This is a genomic window from Acinetobacter sp. AYS6 (genome assembly GCF_025630795.1).
Classification (GTDB): domain Bacteria; phylum Pseudomonadota; class Gammaproteobacteria; order Pseudomonadales; family Moraxellaceae; genus Acinetobacter.
The window spans coordinates 94,124-117,583 of the sequence record NZ_JAOTNV010000005.1 but is presented as its reverse complement, the minus strand read 5'-3'; the positions used below and the strand labels follow the sequence as shown (position 1 = coordinate 117,583).

Annotated in this window: 21 protein-coding genes; 14 read left to right on the top strand and 7 right to left on the bottom strand. The window is 38.9% G+C overall.

Features of this window, described 5'->3' with window-relative positions; all coding sequences use genetic code 11:
* Positions 1-12: 12 nt before the first annotated feature.
* The 3 genes from OD757_RS05235 to OD757_RS05225 all read left to right on the top strand — a co-directional run bounded on the left by OD757_RS05235 (position 13) and on the right by OD757_RS05225 (position 2,963).
* Positions 13-498: a nucleoside deaminase gene (locus OD757_RS05235; RefSeq protein WP_263031091.1), complete on the top strand. Its 486-nt coding sequence runs from the start codon at positions 13-15 to the stop codon at positions 496-498.
* Entirely contained in the window at positions 495-1,676 is a 1,182-nt protein-coding gene (locus OD757_RS05230) for a cyanate transporter (RefSeq protein ID WP_263031090.1), read from the top strand. The genes OD757_RS05235 and OD757_RS05230 overlap by 4 nt, the downstream gene beginning before the upstream one ends.
* 129 nt (positions 1,677-1,805) lie before the next feature.
* Positions 1,806-2,963 carry a winged helix-turn-helix domain-containing protein gene (locus OD757_RS05225; RefSeq protein WP_263031089.1) on the top strand — a complete coding sequence of 386 codons (1,158 nt, stop codon included), beginning with the start codon at positions 1,806-1,808 and terminating at the stop codon, positions 2,961-2,963.
* A 40-nt stretch (positions 2,964-3,003) separates the two neighbouring features.
* Here the strand turns inward: OD757_RS05225 and OD757_RS05220 are convergent, their stop codons facing one another.
* Both OD757_RS05220 and OD757_RS05215 read right to left on the bottom strand, forming a co-directional pair.
* The gene (locus tag OD757_RS05220) at positions 3,004-3,459 is read right to left on the bottom strand and encodes a GNAT family N-acetyltransferase (protein ID WP_263031527.1); all 456 of its coding nucleotides are present in this window, start codon (positions 3,457-3,459) and stop codon (positions 3,004-3,006) included.
* Positions 3,460-3,768: 309 nt separating this feature from the next.
* Positions 3,769-4,428: an epoxyqueuosine reductase QueH gene (locus OD757_RS05215; RefSeq protein WP_081400110.1), complete on the bottom strand. Its 660-nt coding sequence runs from the start codon at positions 4,426-4,428 to the stop codon at positions 3,769-3,771.
* A gap of 453 nt (positions 4,429-4,881) precedes the next feature.
* On the opposite strand from OD757_RS05215, the gene OD757_RS05210 reads away from it, so the two are divergent.
* The 4 genes from OD757_RS05210 (at position 4,882) to OD757_RS05195 (ending at position 7,934) form a co-directional block, all read left to right on the top strand.
* The gene (locus tag OD757_RS05210) at positions 4,882-5,175 is read left to right on the top strand and encodes a hypothetical protein (protein WP_263031088.1); all 294 of its coding nucleotides are present in this window, start codon (positions 4,882-4,884) and stop codon (positions 5,173-5,175) included.
* 198 nt (positions 5,176-5,373) lie between these two features.
* Complete coding sequence (soxR, locus tag OD757_RS05205; RefSeq protein ID WP_263031087.1) at positions 5,374-5,841, top strand: redox-sensitive transcriptional activator SoxR; 468 nt, start codon at positions 5,374-5,376, stop codon at positions 5,839-5,841.
* Between the two features lie 157 nt (positions 5,842-5,998).
* Positions 5,999-6,433 (top strand): I78 family peptidase inhibitor, encoded by a 435-nt coding sequence (locus tag OD757_RS05200; RefSeq protein ID WP_263031086.1) that lies wholly within the window; start codon positions 5,999-6,001, stop codon positions 6,431-6,433.
* Between the two features lie 565 nt (positions 6,434-6,998).
* Positions 6,999-7,934 (top strand): dihydrodipicolinate synthase family protein, encoded by a 936-nt coding sequence (locus tag OD757_RS05195; RefSeq protein WP_009391144.1) that lies wholly within the window; start codon positions 6,999-7,001, stop codon positions 7,932-7,934.
* A 48-nt stretch (positions 7,935-7,982) separates the two neighbouring features.
* Here OD757_RS05195 and OD757_RS05190 read toward each other — a convergent pair whose 3' ends face one another.
* Complete coding sequence (locus OD757_RS05190) at positions 7,983-8,888, bottom strand: DMT family transporter (protein WP_263031085.1); 906 nt, start codon at positions 8,886-8,888, stop codon at positions 7,983-7,985.
* A gap of 422 nt (positions 8,889-9,310) precedes the next feature.
* Between OD757_RS05190 and OD757_RS05185 the strand changes: the two genes are divergently transcribed.
* The 6 genes from OD757_RS05185 (at position 9,311) to OD757_RS05160 (ending at position 14,496) form a co-directional block, all read left to right on the top strand.
* The gene (locus OD757_RS05185) at positions 9,311-9,994 is read left to right on the top strand and encodes a GntR family transcriptional regulator (protein WP_000174664.1); all 684 of its coding nucleotides are present in this window, start codon (positions 9,311-9,313) and stop codon (positions 9,992-9,994) included.
* A gap of 179 nt (positions 9,995-10,173) precedes the next feature.
* Positions 10,174-11,106: a 4-hydroxyproline epimerase gene (locus OD757_RS05180; RefSeq protein WP_263031084.1), complete on the top strand. Its 933-nt coding sequence runs from the start codon at positions 10,174-10,176 to the stop codon at positions 11,104-11,106.
* A complete protein-coding gene (locus tag OD757_RS05175) occupies positions 11,103-12,206 on the top strand; it encodes an NAD(P)/FAD-dependent oxidoreductase (protein ID WP_263031083.1) in 1,104 nt (367 codons plus the stop codon). Before OD757_RS05180 ends, OD757_RS05175 begins: the two co-directional genes overlap by 4 nt.
* The gene (locus OD757_RS05170) at positions 12,207-12,437 is read left to right on the top strand and encodes a (2Fe-2S)-binding protein (protein WP_263031082.1); all 231 of its coding nucleotides are present in this window, start codon (positions 12,207-12,209) and stop codon (positions 12,435-12,437) included.
* Positions 12,437-13,699: an FAD/NAD(P)-binding oxidoreductase gene (locus OD757_RS05165; protein ID WP_263031081.1), complete on the top strand. Its 1,263-nt coding sequence runs from the start codon at positions 12,437-12,439 to the stop codon at positions 13,697-13,699. The genes OD757_RS05170 and OD757_RS05165 overlap by 1 nt, the downstream gene beginning before the upstream one ends.
* Before the next feature lie 44 nt (positions 13,700-13,743).
* The gene (locus OD757_RS05160) at positions 13,744-14,496 is read left to right on the top strand and encodes an AraC family transcriptional regulator (protein WP_009391034.1); all 753 of its coding nucleotides are present in this window, start codon (positions 13,744-13,746) and stop codon (positions 14,494-14,496) included.
* A 66-nt stretch (positions 14,497-14,562) separates the two neighbouring features.
* Here the strand turns inward: OD757_RS05160 and abaF are convergent, their stop codons facing one another.
* From abaF to OD757_RS05145, 3 genes are all read right to left on the bottom strand, one after another.
* Complete coding sequence (gene abaF / locus OD757_RS05155; protein WP_263031080.1) at positions 14,563-15,852, bottom strand: fosfomycin efflux MFS transporter AbaF; 1,290 nt, start codon at positions 15,850-15,852, stop codon at positions 14,563-14,565.
* Between the two features lie 161 nt (positions 15,853-16,013).
* Positions 16,014-17,594, bottom strand: coding sequence for an aldehyde dehydrogenase (NADP(+)) (locus tag OD757_RS05150; protein WP_263031079.1), 1,581 nt, complete (start codon positions 17,592-17,594; stop codon positions 16,014-16,016).
* 151 nt (positions 17,595-17,745) lie between these two features.
* The gene (locus OD757_RS05145) at positions 17,746-19,317 is read right to left on the bottom strand and encodes an APC family permease (RefSeq protein WP_263031078.1); all 1,572 of its coding nucleotides are present in this window, start codon (positions 19,315-19,317) and stop codon (positions 17,746-17,748) included.
* Positions 19,318-19,765: 448 nt separating this feature from the next.
* Here OD757_RS05145 and OD757_RS05140 point away from each other — a divergent pair, with 448 nt between their 5' ends.
* Entirely contained in the window at positions 19,766-21,145 is a 1,380-nt protein-coding gene (locus OD757_RS05140) for an L-serine ammonia-lyase (RefSeq protein WP_263031077.1), read from the top strand.
* 42 nt (positions 21,146-21,187) lie between these two features.
* Here the strand turns inward: OD757_RS05140 and paaZ are convergent, their stop codons facing one another.
* Entirely contained in the window at positions 21,188-23,290 is a 2,103-nt protein-coding gene (gene paaZ / locus OD757_RS05135) for a phenylacetic acid degradation bifunctional protein PaaZ (RefSeq protein ID WP_263031076.1), read from the bottom strand.
* Between the last annotated feature and the right edge of the window lie 170 nt (positions 23,291-23,460).

Below are 23,460 nucleotides of genomic sequence, written 5' to 3'. Positions count from 1 at the left end.
TGAGAGTATGTGATGGAAAAAGATGAACAGTTTTTACGTAATGCGATTGAGCTTGCCTATAACAATATTGAAAAAGGTGGAAGACCATTTGGAGCCGTGATTGTAAAGAATGGAGAAATTATTGCTTCTGGTGTAAATCAAATTTTGACAACGAATGACCCGACCGCTCATGCAGAATTATTAGCAATTCGAGCGGCCAGCCAAATTTTAGGAACTGCAAATCTAGAAGGCTGTTCTGTGTATGCAAGTGGCCATCCATGCCCAATGTGTATGGCTGCAATGCGGTTAGCAGGTATAAAATCGGTGAGCTATGCTTATTCTAATGAAGACGGAACACCATTTGGTTTGTCTACAGCCGAAATATATATTGAGCTTGCCAAGCCGTTTTCTGAACAATCAATGAAAATTCAATATATACCGATCAGAGTTGAAAACCGCACTGATCTTTATGTGCATTGGAAGAATTATCAAGCCCAGAATTTAGGCTCAGAAGAATGAAGCAGTCTGGAGTTTTCTTGGCTCGTCCCATGCTTGTAATAACTGTGGCTTTAGTCGGGCTTAATTTAAGACCTTTTATAACAAGTATTGGACCATTGATTGCCAATATTCGAACAGCCACTGGTTTAAGCTTACAAGGGGTAGCACTGCTGACTTTGCTACCGATGATGCTTATGGGGCTCGTTGCATTTATTGGGCCAATATTGCAGAGCATTATTGGTGAACGAAGAGCTATTCTTGGCGCATTGCTGACCATTTGTGGGGGATGTGCTGTCCGATTTTTATTTCCTACTGCCGAAGGTTTAATTCTTAGTGCCATAGTAATCGGATTCGGTGTTGCAATGATACAAGCTGCTTTTCCCGGCATGGTTAAACGAGAATTTAGCCAACATATTGGTCCGATGATGGGCCTTTATTCAGCTATGCTCATGGGAGGCGGAGCATTAGGTGCATGGTTGGCTCCTGTAATTTCCAATATAACGGGCCTCTGGTCGATTGGACTGGCTTTTTTTGCTATTCCAGCTTTATTTGCATTTATATTGGCGCTAGCTTTTTTACCTACAAAAGTTAAATCATCCATTCATCGTGCGCCTGTAAGAAAGTTATTAAATCAACCTCGAACATGGTTATTAATGGCTTGCTTCGGACTTGTAAATGGGGGGTACTCATCAGTCGTAGCTTGGTTAGCACCGTCTTTTCAAGATCAGGGGTGGAGCGCAGCACAAAGTGGAAAATTACTTGCTTTCGTCGCGTTGAGCCAAGCAGCTTCAGCACTTATTTTGCCCGTGTTGGCAAGAAAATATAAAGACCGACGTCCATGGTTATGGTTTACGTTAGCAATGCAAATGGTCGGTTTTTCAGGAATGGCTTTTATGCCTGATTTTGCCTCTATACTTTGGGCAATTTGTTTGGGCGTAGGTTTGGGAGGATGTTTTGCGTTAACGCTTATCGTTGCATTAGACCATTTTGATGATCCGATTCATGCAGGGGCTTTATCTGCATTGATGCAGGGTGGTGGTTTTTTACTGGCAGCAATCCCGCCGTGGATTATTGCAATTTTGCATGATCTTACTGGGGCTTATAAAGCAGGATGGCTTTTTCATTTAGCCAGTGTGATATTAGTTGTTATTTTAGTGATTAGATTGGCTCCCAAAAGTTATTTTAAGGTAACGCTATAAAGTATGGGGTTAGCCGAGATTCTTTTCATAAAGAATTACTAACGCTAAATCACAAGCAAATTAGAAAATGGTGATACGATAGAACTGAAATTTTTCGCTTCTAAATGAATACAACAATATTTGATTTCTATGACTTCTTCTTTGAAACAGCTCATTTTATTTAATCAAGGCCTGGGAAAAACTAGTCGATTCGCAAAAGGAGTGAACGGAACTTTACAGGCTATTGAGCACTTAGGATATGTGCAGATCGATACTATATCGGTTGTAGAGCGTGCTCATCACCATATCTTGTGGAGCCGAGTGCCTGATTATGAGCTAAGTCATTTAAATTATTTGGTACGTGAGCGCCAGATTTTTGAATATTGGTATCATGCCGCATCTTATCTTCCTATGAAAGATTATCGCTATGCGCTGCCTGCCATGATGTCTATTAGGAACGGCGAAAGCCGTTATTTTAATAGAGGCGATCAACACCTCATGAATGAAATTTTAGCCCGTGTTCGTGCTGAAGGTAAAATTCGACTACGCGATATTGATAAGAATAATAAAAAGAGCTTAGGAAATTGGTGGAATACAGGCCCCGGCCGCCGTGCTTTTGAGCAGTTATATATGCAGGGTGACCTGATGATTTGTGAACGTAACGGAATGGAAAAAGTCTATGACTTGACCGAACGTTGTTTACCTGAAAATATTGATTTGAGTATGCCTACGCTTTATGAGTACGCTCAGTATTTATTTAATAATACGCTTCGAGCACATAGGGCATTTACATGGAAACAATTAGTTCATTTAAAGAAAAATGATTTAAAAGAAATTATGCGTGTTGTGCTGAAGGAGCAGATTGATGCAGGTGTAGTATCAGCGATTAAACTTGAGAATGGTCAAACGCTATATGTTGACGTGGCTGCAATAGAACAAAAGGTTACGACTGATTTTGGTTTAAAGATACTTTCACCTTTCGATAACTCTCTTATACACCGTGATCGTTTAACCTCCTTATTTGAATTTGATTATCGAATTGAATGCTATGTGCCTGCGGCCAAACGAGTATTTGGTTATTTCTGCTTGCCGATTTTGTTTCAAGATGAGTTGGTGGGCCGAGTAGATTGCAAAGCACATCGGTCTATAAAAGAATTAGAAGTGATTAGTCTGCATCTAGAAAAAACAGTAAAAAATAAGGAACTTTTCTTTTTTGAATTAGAGCAGGAACTCAGTCGTTTTGCTGCATTTAATCAATGCTCAACCATTAATGACAAAGTGATCAAGCTTATTCGTACTAAGATTTAAACACCAAAAGAAATTTATAGCTTTTGGTGTTTTACTTCGTTTAGATCAAAGGCATACGATATTGAATAATGCCTGGCTTTTGTGCAATCCAGTCATAGAGCTTTTGAGCAGTGTGATTGGTTTCGTGGGTGTGCCAATATAAACGTTCACAGTTGTGTTCAATTGCTTGCTTTTGTACATACTCAATGAGTTGCTTACCAATGTGTTGACCACGGACTTCCGGTGAAACATAGAGGTCTTCTAAATAACAATAATTATTTTCTGCCCAAGTAGACCGATGAAACATATAAGTGACAAAACCTAAGATATGTTCTTTATTTTTAGCAACCGCACAATAGAGGGATTCTTTTTCATCAAAAAAACGTTCCCAAGTCATTTTTGTTATATGAGGGGGTAAATTGACTTGATAAAATTTTTGATAGGCAACCCAATATTCTAACCACTGAGTGTAGTCTTCTTGTTGGACTGGCATGATTTGTATGGATTTATTTTGAATCATAATTACACTTCTTTCTTACTAATTGATGAAAACTATGCCGAATATAAATATCTTAAGAAAACATTAAAGTATTAAAAAATAAAACAATAAATCTTAAGAGAAAAGATATTGCTTACCTTTATCATTTTTCTAGAAACTTAAAAAATATTTTTTAATTAATTTTATTTTAAGGTTACCTCATTAATCTAATTAAATCAGATCATATTTTAGTACACCTTTTGGCCACATTCTCCAGATGTGGCCTTTTTTTATCACGAATAAATATAGCTCAGAACAAATTAATTAATTTTTAAGGAGTAATAAGATTTAATCATCTTCCATCGCATTATTATAAAATTTTACACCAATCTTAATTCGATCACGCCCATTTCCCATACGCCAGCGGTTAGTATCTCGTAAAGAATATACACAGCCACAATATTCTTGTTGATAAAACTCTTCTCGTTTACTAATTTCAATCATGCGGCTTGAGCCACCATTTTTACGCCAGTTATAGTCCCAGTACTGAATTTCAGGATAATGAGCAGCAGCACGAATTCCGCAGTCATTGATTTGCGCCATATTTTTCCAGCGAGAAATGCCTAGAGAACTACTGATGAGGCTAAAGCCGTGTTCATGTGCGTAAAGGGCAGTTCGTTCAAAACGCATATCGAAACACATGGTACAACGAATACCACGCTCTGGTTCATCTTCCATTCCTTTAGCTCGAGCAAACCAGTTGTCAGTGTCGTAATCTGCGTCGATAAATGGAATATTATGCTTTTCTGCAAAACGAATATTTTCTTCTTTACGGATTAGATATTCTTTTACTGGATGAATATTAGGATTATAAAAAAATATTGAAAAATTAATTTCTGAGTCGATCAATGCTTCCATAACTTCTCCTGAACAAGGAGCACAACAAGAGTGAAGTAATAATTGATCGTGTCCAGAGGGGAGTTCTAATTTTAAACGTTGACTTGACATAATAAAAAAGTAAATTGTAATTTTAGTGATTATATATTTATTTTTTATATAATGTGAAATGAATTATTTTCAAGTTTAATGTGAAATTAATTTAATATTTTAAAATGTTCAATGACTATATTTAACACTATATGAATATAATAAAATAGAGCAGTTAATAAATACTAAAATTATCTCTATAATTAAATTTCAAAAGCTATTGCTCAATATACTATATGAATAAATAAATTATGGATAAATTTTATATATTTAAAAATAATAATGTTTTGTTATTGTTTTAAGTTGTTGATATATATAAATATAATTCTAAATTTTGTGTTTTTTATTGTGATGCATATCACAAATAAACCTTATTTTTTCAAATAAAATATTTCTTTAGATTTATATCTTTAATAAATTTATACTATAAAATTCAGTGTGTTCTTTTAATTTAAGCGTGTGATAATTTGAGATATGAAAGATTGGCAATGTAAGTATTGTAATGGTTACATTATGGTTAATCATTCAAAAATCAATGTAGGAGAAAAAGTTTACTTTTTGGTATATAAATTTGATGCAAAAAATGAAAGGAAAAAATTATATAAAAAGGGAGTAGTGGTTGCCCGTTTTGATAATATACTTCACATTGAGTCACGTAAAAAAACTTATAAGATTGAGCAGATCAAAGTCTATCCATTAGGCGCCCCCATGCCTTTCGTTTACAACATGTTTTGGATTTGTGGATGCCCCTGTACTCAACAAAACTAACTTCTTAAATTTAACGAACAACAAGTTATTTTATAGATTGAACTGAACTAATCATCACACTCATTTTTTATCATTAGCTTTTACAGATAAAACCTATAACTTGGAGAAAAAGCTCATACCGTATAACAAAACTTCTATGAGTTATTTGACAAAATAAAAGCGCTCTCTTATAAACCTCAAGTAAAGTTGAGGTCAATCATGATGAGTGAAAATAAAAAAGCTACCCCTAGTCGAGTTTTGACTGTAGGTGAAGTTGCAAAAAGGAGTGGAGTTCCTGTTTCGACCCTACATTTTTATGAAGCGAAAGGGCTTATAAAAAGTATAAGAACTAATGGTAATCAACGTCGTTATCCCTTAATTATTTTAAGATATATTGCGATTATTAAAGTCGCGCAAAGGGTCGGTATTCCTTTAAATGAAATTAAAGAAGCTTTAAGTCATTATCCAGTAGGTAGCAAATTAACAGCTCAGCAATGGAAAGACTTATCGAGTCATTGGCGCGAAAATCTGGATGATCGAATTCAAAAATTAACTCGGTTAAGAGATGAAATGGACTGGTGTATTGGCTGCGGCTGTTTATCATTAGAGCAATGTCCATTGAGAAATCCTGAAGATATTTTAGGACAAGACGGATCGGGCCCCCGAATTTTAGAAAGACTTGAATAAAATATTTTAAAAAAGACTTTTAATTTGGAATGCCTTAATTTCCAATAAATTAAATTTATTTTGCTAAAATATTTAAGTGAGTTTTTTATTGTAAAAAAGTGATATGGAATATGATTTTTTTTGATATCTTTAGTTTTTTTAGTAAGAAGCAAAAATTATGAAAAAAATTCTCTTTCTTGGCTTGGCACTTGTTTCGTTAACGGCTTGCTCGTCTGTACAACATAAAGACCCAACTCCACCAAAAATTGGTTCACCAAATCCAGCTAGTCAATATTGTGTTGAACAAGGTGGAAAATTAGAAATTAGAAATGAAGCAAATGGTCAAGTTGGCTATTGCCATTTACCAAATGGACAAGTCGTTGAAGAATGGAAATTATTCCGTGACAATCAAGCGAACTGTGTAGCAGAAGAAGCTCAAAAATTAGTAGGTCAATCTGGCCTTACTGATGACCAAATTAAACAAAAAACTAAATCAGAAATTGTGCGTAAAGTAGCTCCAGGTCAACCTATGACTATGGATTATCGTACAAACCGAGTTACAGTTACTATTGATCCAGCTTCTAAGAAAATTACTCAGGCAAACTGTGGTTAATTTTTAATAAAAAGCTAATAAACCAAATCATGAAATAAGAAAGCCTGCTGAATGCGGGCTTTTTTATTATTTTAATTAATAAAAAAACCTCTAGCGGACTAGAGGCTGAAAAACATCAGATGCGGTAACAGGTGAATTATGCATCTGAGTTAAGTAGGTTGTATCAAACCATGTAAAGCACTTTACCAGCAAAAATGAATAAAAATATAGAGGTGCGACTAATGGCTAATGTTCTGTGGTTGTTTTCTAATCATCTATATGTTCGAAATTAATTTCTATTTTCAGCTTAAATTTTTAATTCTAGATAATTTTTTCATCTCCATAATTTTAAAAAATAGATTTTAAATTTTGATTTTTAATTCTTTTATTAAAATTAATCTTTGTTTTATATCAATTTTTATTAGGTTAAAGAATTTAAAGAGAAAGACTATTCTTTTTGTTGTATATCGTATACGATATATGAAGAATGATTAAACAGCTATTAATCCCATTCCATAACTTTTGAGATGGATTAACTCGAAAGTACGACTACCCAGAGTTTTATTTGTATTACTGAGGAATAATTATGAGTAATATCTTCACAGGATGTATCCCGGCGTTAATGACCCCATGTACTCCTAACCGTGAGCCAGATTTTGACGCGCTTGTGAAAAAAGGGCATGAGCTGATTGAAGCGGGCATGAGTGCGGTAGTGTATTGTGGTTCTATGGGTGATTGGCCTTTACTAACCGAAGCCCAGCGTCAAGAAGGGGTGGCACGACTTGTCGCCGCAGGCATTCCAACAATTGTTGGTACGGGTGCAGTTAATTCAAAAGAAGCAGTTTCTCATGCAGCTCACGCAGAAAAAGTCGGTGCACAAGGGCTCATGGTTATTCCACGTGTACTGTCACGCGGTGCGTCACCAACAGCACAAAAAGCTCATTTTTCAGCTATTTTAAAAGCAGCACCAAGCTTACCTGCGGTGATTTACAATAGCCCATATTATGGCTTTGCAACTCGTGCAGATTTATTTTTTGAATTACGCCGTGAGTTCCCAAACTTAATTGGTTTTAAAGAATTTGGTGGTGCTGCTGATATGCGTTATGCAGCTGAGTTCATTACTTCACAAGATGATTCAGTTACCTTAATGGCGGGCGTAGACACTCAAGTTTTCCACGGTTTCGTTAACTGTAATGCAACAGGTGCGATTACAGGGATTGGTAATGCTTTACCTAAAGAAGTGCTACTGTTGGTTGACCTGAGTAAGAAAGCCGCAGCAGGCGATGCAAAAGCCCGCCGTTTAGCGCAAGAGTTATCAAGTGCACTAGAAGTTTTATCTTCTTTTGACGAAGGAACCGATCTGGTTCTTTACTATAAATATTTAATGGTACTGAATGGCGATAAGGAATATACCTTACACTTCAATGAGACTGATGCGTTGAGTGATTCGCAACGTAAATATGTTGAAACTCAGTATGAACTATTCCGTACTTGGTACCGTAACTGGTCAGCTGAAATCTAAGCAAATATCTATTAAAAAGAGGCTAATGAGCCTCTTTTTTTATTTCTATTATTTTTTAGTGAGAACAATAACGCATAGGAAAATTAGAATTAAACCTAAATAACTATTCATTGTTAAATTTTCGCCTACCACAACAACTGCTAATAAAGCTGCAACCGGAATCTCAACCAAAGCTAAAGTCATGGCCTGACTTGCTGGAATTCGCTTAAGACCAAAGCTAAAAAATAAATAGCCCAAAAACATAGGAACAATGGGAATATAAATCGCAACCCAGATGTTAGTGGGGTAATCAAAAAGGTTTTGTGCAGTAATCAATAATGTTGGTAATAGCAGAACTGCAGAGATACCAAAAATCACTCCCATGGCAGCTCTTGAGTCGATGTCTTGGCGAATTAAATTTCTCATAATCCAAGAATATGTTGCATAGCTCAGACTAGAGAGTAAGCCGAAAAGGACCCCTAAAATGCGATCAGATTGTACGACTTGTTGCTGCGCGTGATCTCCTGCATAAGAGAGTAAAATAATTCCTAAGAAACCTAAAATAAAACTAACGAGCCATTTCAAAGAAAGTTTTCGTTTATCTAAAATCCATTCCAAAAGCACTGAAAATAAAGGTGCACAGCCAATAGAAATTACGGTGCCAATCGAAACGCCCGCCAAAGAGACAGAGGAGTAAAATGCAAATGGACAAAGAATTGAAACAAGGACCGCTATAAAGATTTGGGACTTATAGTTAAATAGTTTTTGATAATTTTTTTTAATAGCTTTTAAGCTTAAAAATGTATGAATTAATCCACCGAAGCCCACAGAAATGGTAGCAATTACAAGTGGACTAATGCCTTTTGCAAAAGATGCCGCTGTACCTGCCGTACCCCATAAAAAAGCAGCAAATAGTACGGATAAAAAACCCGTATAATAATTTAAGGAAAATTTTGCTTCTGTTGGCGTACTCATATGAAGTGACTCAAACTTTAAAAGTTTCATGCAGCATGATTTTTACAAGACAAATGTTTTTATCTTGTAAGGAATAACTCAGCTCAAGGGATAGGATTTCTTTGGCAGTTGCCCGTCAAGAGAACAGGGTAGTATGCTGGTATTTATGATGATTTGCTTGGTTAAATACAATAAATTGATGACGATTTCAGCATAGTCTAATAATAGTTTTGTGAATTAAATGGTATAAAGTATACTTTAACTATTAATGCAGCTAAAAATTATGAGCTTAAATGAATAGCGGAAATGATTTTTAATAGCATTAAAATAAAGGTAAGCCGTGCCGAAAAAGATGCTTAAAAAGCAATGATTTCATTATGGCGGATGAATAAAAATTATCATCCTTTTAATTTATCTCATATTTTGAGGTTAAGAGAATATTCGTGACGCTACCATCTTTTAATGTATCAAATCTTGGTGCGATGCCTTCAGTATCTGAAGTTATTGTCAAATATATTAGAGAAGCAATTATTGCAGGGCATATTGCTGAAGGTGAACCCATTCGTCAGGATGAAATTGCCAAACTATTCAATGTCAGCAAAATTCCGGTACGTGAAGCCTTAAAGCAACTTGAAGCCGAAGGCTTAGTTGAGTTTATAAAAAATCGCGGTGCAATTGTGACCCGAATCTCTGAAGAAGAATTAGCTCAGATTTTTGAGGTCCGAGTGATGTTGGAAACGAAACTGATTCAGCTCGCCGTGCCGAATATGACAGAAGAAACTTATAAAAAGGCAGATGAAATTTGTAATGCCTTTATTGATAACATGGATATCGGAAGCTGGACAACACTAAATTGGCAGTTACATGCATGCCTGTATGAACCAGCACAGCGGCCTTATATGCTCGGATTAATTCGTTCTATTTACGATAAGATCGAGCGCTATTTAAGATTACAAATGAATGTTTCCGAAGGTAAATCGCGTGCAAATGATGAGCACAAAGAAATCGTGAAAGCCTGTAAAGCCAAAGATGTTGATTTAGCAGTTAAGTTAATTGAAGAGCACATTAACGGTGTTTGCCAATCTCTTTATGAGCATCTACCTCACCATAAAAATGCAAAAAAATAGGCGCTACATTTTTAATCACTTCAATTTTATTTCAATTAGGCCAATGGCCTAATTTTTTTGTCTTTATTTTTGAAGAAGCATGTTTTCACTATGCTGATTTCGTCATCGTTTTATAAGAAAACGATCAAGCTTGCTGTTTTGAGATCAGTCATCCTAGAAAAAAATGTAAGGATACTTCTATGAAAACAGTAAAAATTTTGGATTCTCACACTGGTGGTGAACCAACCCGATTGGTACTCGAAGGCTTCCCTGATTTAGGCACAGGAGATATGGAAAGCCGCCGAAAAATATTATCAGAACAATATGACCATTTCCGTAGAGCAACCATGTTAGAGCCGCGCGGTAATGACGTTTTGGTTGGAGCATTATTGTGTAAGCCAGTAAATCCTAAAGCGAGCGCGGGTGTTATTTTCTTTAATAACACGGGCTACCTAGGCATGTGTGGTCATGGCACGATTGGTTTGGTGGCTTCGTTAGCACACTTGGGACAAATACAAGTAGGTACACATTTAATTGAAACTCCAGTAGGTGATGTTGAAGCGACATTGCATGAAGATCATTCAGTTAGTGTGCGAAATGTACCTGCATATCGTTATAAAAAAGCGGTTGAAGTTGATGTCGAAAAATATGGAAAGGTTACTGGTGATATTGCATGGGGAGGGAACTGGTTTTTCTTGATTAATGACCATGGTCAGCGTGTCGCAAGTGATAATTTGGATCAACTGACTGACTATGCATGGACGGTTAGACAAGCCCTTACAGCACAAGGAATAACTGGTAAAGATGGGCAAGAAATTGACCATATCGAGTTATTTGCCAGTGACACCGAAGCAGATAGTAAAAATTTCGTGCTATGTCCAGGAAAAGCCTATGACCGTTCACCATGTGGAACTGGCACCAGCGCGAAAATTGCTTGCTTGGCAGCAGATGGCAAACTTAAGCCAGGAAAGTTATGGAAACAAGCCAGCATTATCGGTAGCCAGTTTATTGCCTCGTATGAGCAAGCAGGGGAATACGTGATTCCAACCATTCGTGGTGAAGCTTACATGAGTGCCGAAGCAACTTTATTTATGGATGAAAATGACCCATTTGCTTGGGGTATTCAGCTATGAAAACCGATGCCATTGTCATTGGGGCAGGCATTGTGGGTGCGGCCTGTGCTTATGAGTTAGCTCGGCAAGGGTTAAATGTGCAAGTTTTAGATGCTCGTATCGGTGGGGCAACAGCCGCGGGCATGGGACATTTGGTCATTATGGATGACTTGGAAGCCGAATTAAAACTTAGTCATTGGTCAGTTCAGTTGTGGCACGAATTAGGGCGCGGGCTTTCGGAAGAATGTGCCTATCGCCAAACGCCAACTTTATGGCTGGCGAGTAGTCCTGAAGAAATGCAGATTGCAGAGGAAAAATATCAACGTCTCACTGCGCAAGGTGTTCGCTGCCAACTTCGAAATGCAGAGGAAATCCGTCAACTTGAACCTCACTTAAAGCAGGGTCTTTATGGTGGTTTAGAAGTTTTTGATGATGGCATTTTATATGCGCCCTGTGCTGCTGAATGGTTGTTAAATCAATTCCCCAAAAAGGTTCGGGTTCAACAAGCCAAAGTTATTCATATTGAAGAAAATCGGGTTCAGTTAAGTGATGGAACATGGCTAGAAGCAGCGCATATTATTTTGGCTAACGGCATTCATGCGACAGATTTTTTTCCAGAGCTACCAATTGAACCTAAAAAAGGTCATTTGGCTATTACCGACCGTTACCCTGAATTAAATGTAAAACATACGTTAGTGGCTTTGGCGTATGCGGCCAGTACTCAAGCGACAAGTGGAATTTCGGTGGCTTGTAATATTCAGCCTAGACCGACGGGCCAGCTTTTTATTGGGTCATCTCGTCAGTTTAATACAGTTGATCCGACTGTAGAGCCAGACGTGTTTACTCGGGTACTCAAAGAGGCTACCGATTATTTTCCAGCTTTGGCTGATCTTAATGTGATTCGAGCATGGACTGGCTTTCGCGCAGCTACTCCAGATGGTATTCCGGTAATTGGGGGGCATCCTGCATTTCAATCGATTTATTTAGCGGTAGGTCATGAGGGATTAGGTGTCACCACAGCGACAGGTACAGCAAAGCTTATTGCCTCACACGTGTGTGGGTTAACTTTTGATATAGACCCAGAGCCTTTTTTACCTCATCGTTTTATAGGAGCTGCATAGATGATTCAGCTTTTTATTAACGGCCAAACGGTTTCTGTGATTGAAGGTACGAGTGTTGCTGCCGCTTTAGCACAAGCGAAGTCTTACAGCCGTTTGTCTGTTGGTGGTGAAAAACGCACTCCATTTTGTGGAATGGGAGTTTGTCAGGAATGTCGTGTCAATATTAATGGACTCAGAGTGCTTGCGTGTCAGACGCTGTGCCAGCAAGACATGAAGGTGGAAACACAATAATGGAAAAAGAATACGATGTGGTCGTTGTCGGTGCTGGGCCTGCAGGGTTGTCAGCTGCTATTGCAGCCGCCGAAAGTGGCGGGCGAATTTTAATATTGGATAATAACCCACAGGCGGGCGGTCAAATCTGGCGCGCTGGACCGATTTTCCCCGTACCTGAAATGGCGCAGCAGAAATATCAACAAATCAAGGCTTATCCTAATATTGAATTTATGTTTGGTGCCAAGATTGTCGCTGCACCTTTTGTAGGCCAATTACTCGTTGAGCGACCTCACGACAGCCTAAACTTGTCTTATCGTCAGCTTATACTATGTACGGGAGCAAGAGAGCTATTTTTGCCTTTTCCTGGTTGGACCTTACCAGGCGTAACAGGGGCAGGTGGTTTACAAGCCTTAATTAAAGCAGGCACACCAGTCAAAAATGAACGTGTTGTGATTGCAGGTTCCGGACCCTTACTTTTAGCAAGTGCGGACACAGCAAAAAAAGCAGAGGCTCAAGTTCTCTATGTTGCCGAACAGGCGGCTTCATCTTCCGTTCGTAAATTTGCACTGCAACTTTGGCGCTGGCCTGCAAAAATAATACAGGCCTTATCTTTGCCTTATCGTTTATATCAACCTGACAGTTATGTGATTGAAGCGATTGGGCAGGAGCGTCTTGAACGCGTAAGACTACAAACGCCGAAAGGAATTATTGAAATTGAGTGTGATCGACTCGCATGTGGATTCGGTTTAGTGCCGAATATTCAATTAGGTCAATTAATGGGTTGTCAAATTAAGGACAATGCGATTACGGTCGATGACTATCAGCGTACATCACAACCGCAAGTGTGGGCAGCAGGTGAATGTACAGGCTTTGGCGGAAGTGAGTTGGCAATGGTTGAAGGTAGCATCGCAGGTTATGCGGCTATAGGCCAAAATGAAAAAGCCAGTCAATTATTTGCCCAAAGACAAAGGTATCGATTATTTGCATATCTACTTGAGAAAAGCTTCAAATTACGTGCTGAGTTAAAAACGCTTGCACGTCCAGACACTATTTTTTGTCGATGTGAAGATGTAACTTTTGACAAAGTTGCCGAGCGTAATAGCTGGATTGATGCAAAATTACATACACGCTGTGGAATGGGAGCATGTCAGGGAAGTACTTGTGCAACAGCAGCGGCTTGCCTGTTTGATTGGCAGTTGCCTAACTCTCGACCGCCATTACTTCCTACCCGTGTAAAAAGCCTCATGGCGATGTCTACTTCTCCTTTAAATCAAAAATGAAATGTTCTAGAGTAGACAAGTTATTACTTTGTCCGCTCTAGCTCATGACTTTGGTTCAAATTCCGAAACTAACCACAACTTTGGAAGATTTTTTAAAAAATCTGGAAAGTATAGAACCATTATTTGATGCTTTATCTTCGGTGGTGTTTTTCATCAAAAACATCGAAGCGCGCTATGTGTTTGTCAATCAAACGCTTGTAAACCGCTGCGGTCTAAAAGATAAATCTGCTTTGATTGGGAAAACTTCAGAAGAGGTTTTTCCTCATTCACTCGGAAAAATATATACCTCTCAAGATTTACAAGTCATTCGCCGTGGTAAAAAGTTAACAGAGCAATTAGAACTGCATTTATATGCAAAGAACCAGTCAGGTTGGTGTTTGACTTATAAAGAACCATTATTTGATGCGGATGGAAATTTAGTAGGAATAGCGGGTATTTCTAATGATTTAAATGTGCCTGAGAATACACATCCTGCTTTTTATAAGATGGTTCAGGTGGAGGAATATATTAAAAAGAATTATGCCGAAACCATTACTTTGGCCCACTTAACCGCAATTGCTGGTGTGTCGGTGGCTCAGTTAGAGCGTTATTGCAAAAAAATATACCATTTAACGCCTCGGCAAATGATTAGCAAAATTCGTCTTCAAGTCGCAACTGAACTATTGGCGACAGATTTACCGATTACTCAAATTGGTTTGCGCTGTGGTTATACCGATCATAGTGCTTTTTGTCGTCAGTTTAAGTTGCATACAGGGATGTCGCCTACCTTGTATCGCGCTTCGATCAAAAATATTTAGATAAAAAAAGGGGGTGTATAAAACAACCCAAAATGATTATTAAGTGCTGAATTTATATATTAAAGATTAATCTTTAAAAGCAAGTGATCGGCCTTTGGTTTCTTTCACCAGCAAAATTGAAACAATAGAAATCAGGCTTGCAGCAACTAAATATAAAGAAATCGGAATTGAGCTATTAAATTCTTTGAGAAAGGTTAAGGCAATTAATGGAGCAAGCGAACCTGCCATAATTGGCGCAACTTGATAACAAAATGAAAGCGCCGTATAGCGAATGTGAGTCGGAAATAACTCAGTCATTAAGGCTGAGTAAGGTGAGTAGGTCATCGACTCAATAAATAAACCGAGCACAATCGCTAACATGATGAGCCAATTATTGCCTGTATCCATTAAGGGAAAGCCGACAAAGCCCCAAAATGCAGTGAGTACAGCTCCTATAAGGTAAATCGGTTTACGACCAAATATATCGCTTAAATGCCCCATAATAGGAATAATAAAGAAATGGATGAGGTGAGCGCCGAACATGAGCAGCAAGATCTGCGAAGTATCTTTATGAACGACCAACTTTAAATAACTGATCGAAAAAGTAACCACCATATAGTACAAAATGTTTTCTGCAAATCTTGCACCGATACCCGCAATAACAGATTTCTTATGATATTTTAAAACTTCAATAATCCCGAGTTGTTGCTTTTCAAGAAGCTGTTGTTTTGCTTGAGCCTCTTTAAATACTTCCGCATCGTCTACATTTTTTCGAATCCATAAACCAATCAGTACAACGACTGCCGAAAACCAAAATGCACAGCGCCATCCCCAATCTAGAAATTGTTCGGACGAGAGGTTTTTTGAAAGTAATAATAAAACCAGTGTTGCCACTAAATTCCCGAGCGGGACACCAGTTTGTGGCCAGCTCGCCCAATAACCTCTGCGATCATCTGGACTGTGCTCTGAAACCAAAATAACTGCGCCGCCCCATTCACCACCGAAAGCAAAACCCTGAATTAAACGCAGAATGACCAAAAGTGTAGGCGCCCAATAGCCAATTTGATGGAAGGTCGGAATACAGCCCATTAAAAAAGTAGTTATACCGACAATAATCAGGCTAATTTGCAATAATTTCTTACGACCAATTTTATCGCCGTAATGGCCAAATACGAGGCCACCAATAGGTCTTGCTAAAAAACCAACTGCATAGAGGGCAAAGGCCGCCAAAATACCATCTATAGCATTGCCCGTTTGTTGAAAGAAAAGTTCGCCAAAGACAAGAGCAGACGCAGTTCCATATAGGAAAAATTCATACCATTCAGCTACGGAGCCGACCATAGAGGCCGCGACTACCTTTTTTAATGTTGTCGTCATATACCAATATCCTTATTTAAAAATATGTTACGCAATGATTTTTTTGAGCATCTTGCTATTCATTTTTTGCACTTTTTTATTTGAATAATGTGCGGTTACGTTGTGAGGTTTTAATCTAAATAAAAAGGAGTTCATCACTTGGATAAACTCCTTTAAAAATATTAAAGAGCAGCTTTACTCATTTCACCATTTACTAAACGCGCAATACCAAGCGGATTGGCATTTTGAAGGGCGAGTGGTAGTAAGTGATCTGGATAGTTTTGATAGCATACTGGTCGCAAATAACGCTCGATTGCTAAGGTTCCTACCGATGTGCCGCGTGCATCTGAAGTTGCAGGGTAAGGTCCGCCGTGTACCATGGCATCGCAGACTTCAACACCTGTTGGATAACCATTTAGAAGTAAACGTCCTGCTTTTTCTTCGAGTAATGGAATAAGGGTTGCGAAGTCGTCGAAATCTTGCGGTTCGGCAATTAAAGATGCAGTAAGCTGACCACGAAGTCCATTTAACGCTAGAGCAAGTTGCTCTGCCGATTCAACTTCAATCACAATCGTAGTAGGACCGAATACTTCTTCTTGAAGTAATTCATCATGCTCGAGTAAAAGAGATACATCGGCTTTAAAGAGCTGAGGATAGGCTTGCTGGCCTTGCTGCGGTTGACCCGCTAAATGCTCAATTTTGTCATGTGCGAGTAATGCTTTAAGACCGTGTTCATAGCTTCTTAAAGTGCCTTTATTAAGCATGGTTTGTGGTGGTTGCTGAGCCATTGCAGCCTTGAACTGGTCAAGGAATTGGCTAAATTCAGCTGATTTAATTCCAATAATTAAACCTGGATTGGTACAGAACTGACCGCAACCTAAAACGACTGAACCACTAAGTTCGCTTGCGATTTTGTCACCACGCACTTTTAGAGCTTCGGGTAATAAAATCATTGGGTTAATGCTCGACATTTCGGCAAAAACTGGAATAGGTTCGGGACGTGCAGCAGCTAGATCGCATAGAGCGCGGCCACCTTTGAGTGAACCTGTAAATCCAACAGCTTTGATTGCTGGATGTTTTACCAGTGGCTCACCGACACCTTGACCATAAATCATGCTAAAGATGCCTTTTGGCATAGCGCATTTCTCAATTGCACTACAAATGGCATTTGCAATTGATTCGGCTGTTGCCATGTGACCGCTATGCGCTTTCACAATAACTGGACATCCAGCAGCAAGTGCTGAAGCGGTATCACCACCAGCAGTAGAAAAGGCAAGAGGGAAGTTACTTGCACCAAATACGGCAACTGGCCCAACACCGATTTTATATTGACGTAAATCTGGACGTGGAAGTGGTTGACGCTCAGGTAAAGCCAAATCAATACGGGCACCTAAATAGTCACCACGGCGTAATACTTGAGCAAACAGACGTAATTGACCTGTAGTCCGCCCACGTTCACCACGAATACGCGCTTCCGGTAAAGCAGTTTCTTGACAGACTGTGGCAATAAACTGGTCATCAAGCGCATCAATTTCACTGGCAATCGTTTCTAGAAAAACAGCGCGCTGTTCTGGCGTAGTCTGTCTAAAAGCTGGATAAGCCAATGCAGCTGCTTGAGCTGCCTGATCAATTTCTTCTGGCGTTGCCTGAGCAAACTGATAGGGTAATGCTTCATCTGTTGCAGCATCGTAGCTTAAGACAAATTTATTGCCTGAACTTGAACGTTGACCTGCAATAAAATTTTGACCAGTAATATTTAACATTATCAACCTCACTTGAGAGTGAACGTCAAAAGTGGTTCTTCTGACGTTGGAGAATTATCAAAGCTTAGGTTTCACTTTTGAAAAATATAGTATTTTGTATACGTTATTAATCGAAAGAAAACCTCAACTTATATATTTAAGTAAGTGATCGCTAAGCTTCATCATCATTTTTAATTAGCGCTTTTGGTAAACCTGAGCGGATACCCCAGTAGTAACAACCAAGAGAAATCACCATCACTAATAGGGTGTCGAAAGGCGCGGCTAATAGGTGTGTTGCGCCATCACCGAAGCTGCCAAGGTAAGAGGCAAGAATCATTAAAATGTAGTAAACAAGGAGCCACGCTGATGACTTCAATTGTTGAGCGAGGCTGACTTCTTGGGTTGGCACATAGCGTTTGAAAATAACATAGAGTGCAAACAATACGATTTGTGCGCCTAATAACCATGAAATGACATTCCAGCCAGACCAATACACAATAAAAGAAGCAATGACAAAAGCGAGTGGGCCGAGAACAGTAAAGCCTTTTACAAAGAATGGACGTTCAAGCTCAGGAGCATTACGGCGTAAAGCACCCACTGTGACAGGAGCTAGGGCATAACTTAAAACTAACGCAGCCGAAACGACAGAAATTAATTTATCCCAAGATGGAAACGGCATGGTCCAAAATACAGAAAGTGCAAACGTTAACCATAATGCATAACGTGGAATACCTGATTTTGGATCTACACGAGTAAAAATACGGAAGAACGTATTACTGTTCGACCATGCATAAATGACACGTGGAGTTGCAGCCATATAGATGTTGCCGCAGCCAGACGGAGAAATAATGGCGTCTGAAACTACTAACAGAGCTAACCATCCCAAACCTAATAACATGGCAATGTCGCGGTAAGGCAATGGGAATTTGTCACTAAGTCCTGACCAACCATTTGCTAACATATCGGTAGGTACTGCACCCAAGAAAGCAACTTGAAGCACTACATAAATAATCGTTGCTAAAACGACAGATAAGATGAGTGCAAAAGGAATCGTAAACTGAGGACGTTTTACTTCACTCGCCACCGAAATAATCGGCGTTAAACCTAAGTACGCAAAAATAATACCACCAGCAGATACGGCACCTTGTACGCCGTGAGCGCCCATTGGGGCAAATTCGGTCATTGAAAAATTTGCAGGTTTAAAATGGTATAGAAGGGCGACCATCACTAAAATTGGAACAGCAAATTTCAATGCACTGATCAGGTTGTTGGCAATTGCAAAGGTTTTTACGCTGTAATAATTCAATGCAAAAAATACGCATAAAAGAGCAAACTGAAACAACCATCCAATGGTAGTTGGAGACCGAGCGCCATCATGCACTGCTGTAAGAGAGGGGAACCATGCTGCTGCATATTCTCGGGCAGCGACGACTTCAATTGCAATTAAACTTGAAAAGGCAATGACGGTTACAGAACCTAGTAAATATCCTTGTAGAGGGCCATGTGAAAATACGGGATAACGGATAATACCGCCTGCTCGGGGTAAGGCTGCACCTAACTCACAATAAATAATTCCCAGAATTAAAACGGCAAAGCCCCCAATAATCCATGACAATATACCCGCAGGGCCGGCTTGAGAGGCCACATGACTTGCTGAAAATAACCATCCTGAACCAAAAATGGCGCCTAAGCCAATGAATGTAAGATCCATTAGAGATAACTGCTTTTTAAACTGACTTGTCATTACGTTTTCCTTAACGACAGAACTATTGTTCTTTCATATATCGTATACGATATATGGTTGTTGGTAAATAGGGGAATTTTTATTCTATTTATTGGCAAAGGATGATTTAATTTTTAGTTAATCTTTTGTTTTTGATGATATTTAAATAATATGAATTTCAAGTGAAGAGCTTGAAAACCTAATATTTTTTATAAAAAAAGGGAAATCTTCGCTATTTTTAGAGGTTTAAATAAAGAATCTTAAAAATTTGTTGATTAATTTACCATTTAAATTAATAGAAAATTCCATTTTTTAGAAAATAGTAAATTAGATATTGATTGTGTTGTTTTTAGGCAATGATACATTTATTTTCAGTGCTTTATGGGCAGCTTAATGATAATTTTAAAGCTATCCGAAAGGACACAATAACGACGAACATACGAATAATAATGATTGAAGGTAGGACCACGTGTTTATTAGTGTATTTGATCTTTTTAAAATTGGTATTGGTCCATCTAGCTCCCATACAGTTGGACCAATGCGTGCGGCATACAGTTTTGTAGATGATTTATTGAAACAAAATGATCTACAAAATACGGTTAGAGTTCAGGTGAAGTTATACGGTTCGCTGTCGGCAACGGGTGTCGGTCATGCGACAGATAAAGCAGTTCTATTAGGCTTAATGGGTTTTGATCCTGAACATATTGATACTCAAGTAAGTACAAACTTGATTGAAGATGTTCTTGAAAATAAAGCCATCCAGCTTAATCAGCAAAAGAGTATTGCTTTTGACTATAAGCGTGATGTGCTTTTTTTAGATGAGTCTTTGCCTTATCACCCAAACGCAATGGAGCTGATTGCATATAACGAAGCCGAAGAAACTCTATATACAGAAACTTACTATTCGGTTGGTGGTGGCTTTATTGTCAATCAAAGACAATTAGCACACACCCAAACTGAAACAAACGACGTTAAGGTTCCATATCCATTTCACAGTGCGGCTGAACTTTTAAGCTTATGTAAGACTCATCATTTATCAATAAGTGAGTTAATGCTTGAAAATGAAAAAAGCTGGCGTAGTGAGGCTGAGATTCGCAGCAAGATTATGGAAATCTGGAAAGTAATGCAGCACTGCATTCACAACGGATTAATTAATGAAGGCATATTACCCGGTGGATTAAATGTAAAACGTCGGGCTAAAAAAATTCACGATAAGTTGTTAAATAAGAAAAACTCAAATCTGATTGTGACAACTTTTCATGCGATGGAATGGGTCAATTTATTTGCCTTAGCGGTAAATGAAGAAAATGCTGCGGGTGGCCGAGTGGTGACTGCGCCAACAAATGGTGCAGCAGGGATTATTCCGGCAGTTTTATATTATTACGTGACTTTTTCTAAAGACTTTTCAGAAGACAAAGTGGTTCGCTTTTTTCTCAGTGCGGCAGCAGTCGGTATTTTATGTAAACTCAATGCGTCTATTTCTGGTGCAGAAGTAGGGTGTCAGGGCGAAGTTGGCTCGGCATGTGCAATGGCATCTGCTGGTTTAGCCGAAATTTTAGGTGCCTCACCTGAGCAGGTGGAACATGCAGCTGAAATCGGTCTTGAACATAACTTGGGTTTAACGTGTGACCCAATTGGTGGTTTGGTTCAGGTGCCTTGCATTGAACGAAATGCGATTGCAGCCGTAAAAGCCATTAATGCAGCACAAATGGCTCTTCATGATGACGATGAACACTTTGTCACGCTAGATAAAGTGATTCAAACCATGAAGGAAACAGGCAGAGATATGTCGGAGAAATATAAAGAGACTTCAAAAGGCGGCCTCGCTGTGAATGCAATTGAGTGCTAAAAAAATGAGATGGGGACGAGGTGCCCCATCTCATTTTAAACATTAAGCCTCGCGAGCAACTAAAGTTAAAATGTCGTAAGTTGCGACAAGTTCACCGCGTTGGTTTTTGACTTTAATATCCCATACCACAACGCCATGCGCAGGCTGAGATGGGTCTTTTTGTGGTTTAGGCGTTTTCTGTTTACAGGTCAATTCAACCTGAATTGAATCACCAATTTTAACTGGTTCAACAAAACGTAAGTTGTCCATACCATAATTGGCAATCACAGGACCTTGTGCTGCATCTACAAATAGACCTGCTGCGGCAGACACAATAAAGTAGCCGTGTGCAACGCGCTCACCAAAGAAAGACTCGGCCGCTGCAATTTTGTCGGTATGTGCATAGAAGTAATCGCCGCTTAAACCCGCAAAATTGACAATATCCGCTTCGCTTACGGTGCGACGTGCCGTTAATAAACGTTCACCAATCACTAACTCATCAAAAGACTTTTTAAATGGATGTACACGGTCTTCGTTAACTTTCGAGCCAGCAGTCCACGAGTGGGTAATTTGCGTCAGACTATTTGGAGAACCTTGAATTGCAGTGCGCTGCATATAGTGTTTAACGGCACGAATACCACCTAACTCTTCACCGCCACCTGCACGACCAGGACCACCGTGTACTAAATGAGGAAGTGGAGAACCATGGCCTGTACTTTCTTTTGCCGATTCTGCATCAAGTACATGGACACGACCATGCCAAGGCGCAATTTTTTGAATAATCTGTTCAATATTCTCATCGTTATTTTTAACGACTGAAGCCACTAAGCTACCTTCACCACGTGAAACAAGATTAGCTAGTTCTTCAATGTTTTGATATGGCATGAGAGTACATACAGGGCCGAAAGCTTCTGTGGTATGCACATGTGTTGCTTGTAAAGGCTGTTCGCAGAGTAATAAAGTGGGAGCGAAAAAAGCGCCTTTTTCAGGATGGTCTGCATTAAATTTAAAGGAGTCGTTGCCACCAAAAACAATTTTTGCGTCTTTACTGAGTTCGGCAACTTTTTCTGCAACATCATGTTTTTGTTTTATGCTCGCTAAAGCGCCCATGGTGGTTTCTTCTTTTTGAGGGTCGCCCACCACAACTTTAGCAAGTTTGGCAGTTAGCTTCTCTTGCACAGTTGTTAACAAGTTGTTAGGAACGAAAGCACGACGAATCGCAGTACATTTTTGGCCTGCTTTTGTGGTCATTTCACGGAAGACTTCACGCACAAATAAATCGACAGTTTCTTCGTTTGCCTCAGGGCTTAAAATTGCGCTGTTTACCGAGTCGGCTTCCATGCTAAATGGAATCGAATATTTATTAAGGTGAGGGTGGTTACGTAGTTTTTGACCTGTGTAGGCAGAACCTGTAAACGTGACACAGTCTTGTGGGCCTAAGTGGTCGAACAGGTCATAAGTCTGACCGCAAATCAGTTGTAGCGAACCTTTTGGTAATACATGCGCTTCTTCAATCGCTTTTACAACTGCTTGAGTTAATTGAGAGCCGTCAGTTGCAGGTTTAACAATACATGGCACACCTGCAAGTAACGTTGGTGCAATCTTTTCAAGCATTCCCCAAATTGGGAAGTTAAATGCATTGATATGAACGGCAACACCAGCTTTAGGACTTAAAATGTGTTTAGCGCCGAAAGTGCCATTTTTAGATAACTGAATCCAACTATCTTCGGTAATAATTTTTTCATCATTGAGTTCACGACGAACCAGACTCGAATAAGCAAATAATGTCTGGATCCCACCTTCAATATCAATCCATGCATCTTTACGAGTTGCACCTGTCGCATAGGCAAGTTTGTAGAACTCTTCCTTACGCTCAAGTAAATGTTGGGCAATTTGTTTTAAGGCATTAGCACGTTGGTGGAATGTCCAGTTAGCCAGTTCTGAACCATTTTGTTTGGCATATTGAACAACACGTTTCATATCAATGCCATGACTGCTTACGGCATAAATCGATTCACCTGTAATAGCATGATAAACAGGGCGCAGTTCTTCGCCCGTCGAATGCCATGTTCCATAAACATAAGAAGCAAGATGAGGCAGTTGATGCTCAGACTGCTGAAAATCTGTTTCAGTTGAGGTTCCTTCTAGGTGTGCTTGTTCAAGCATGACCAAACTCCTTTTTTATGTGATACATCAATTATAAAAATTGCGAAAATATGATTCATAATTTCAGATTAATTTGTCTAAAAGTCAACTTTATTTTGATTTTTAAAAGTAAAAAAGTTTTTTACAATTGGTTAATATTTATTTATTTCAAATGTTTAAACTGTTTTTAT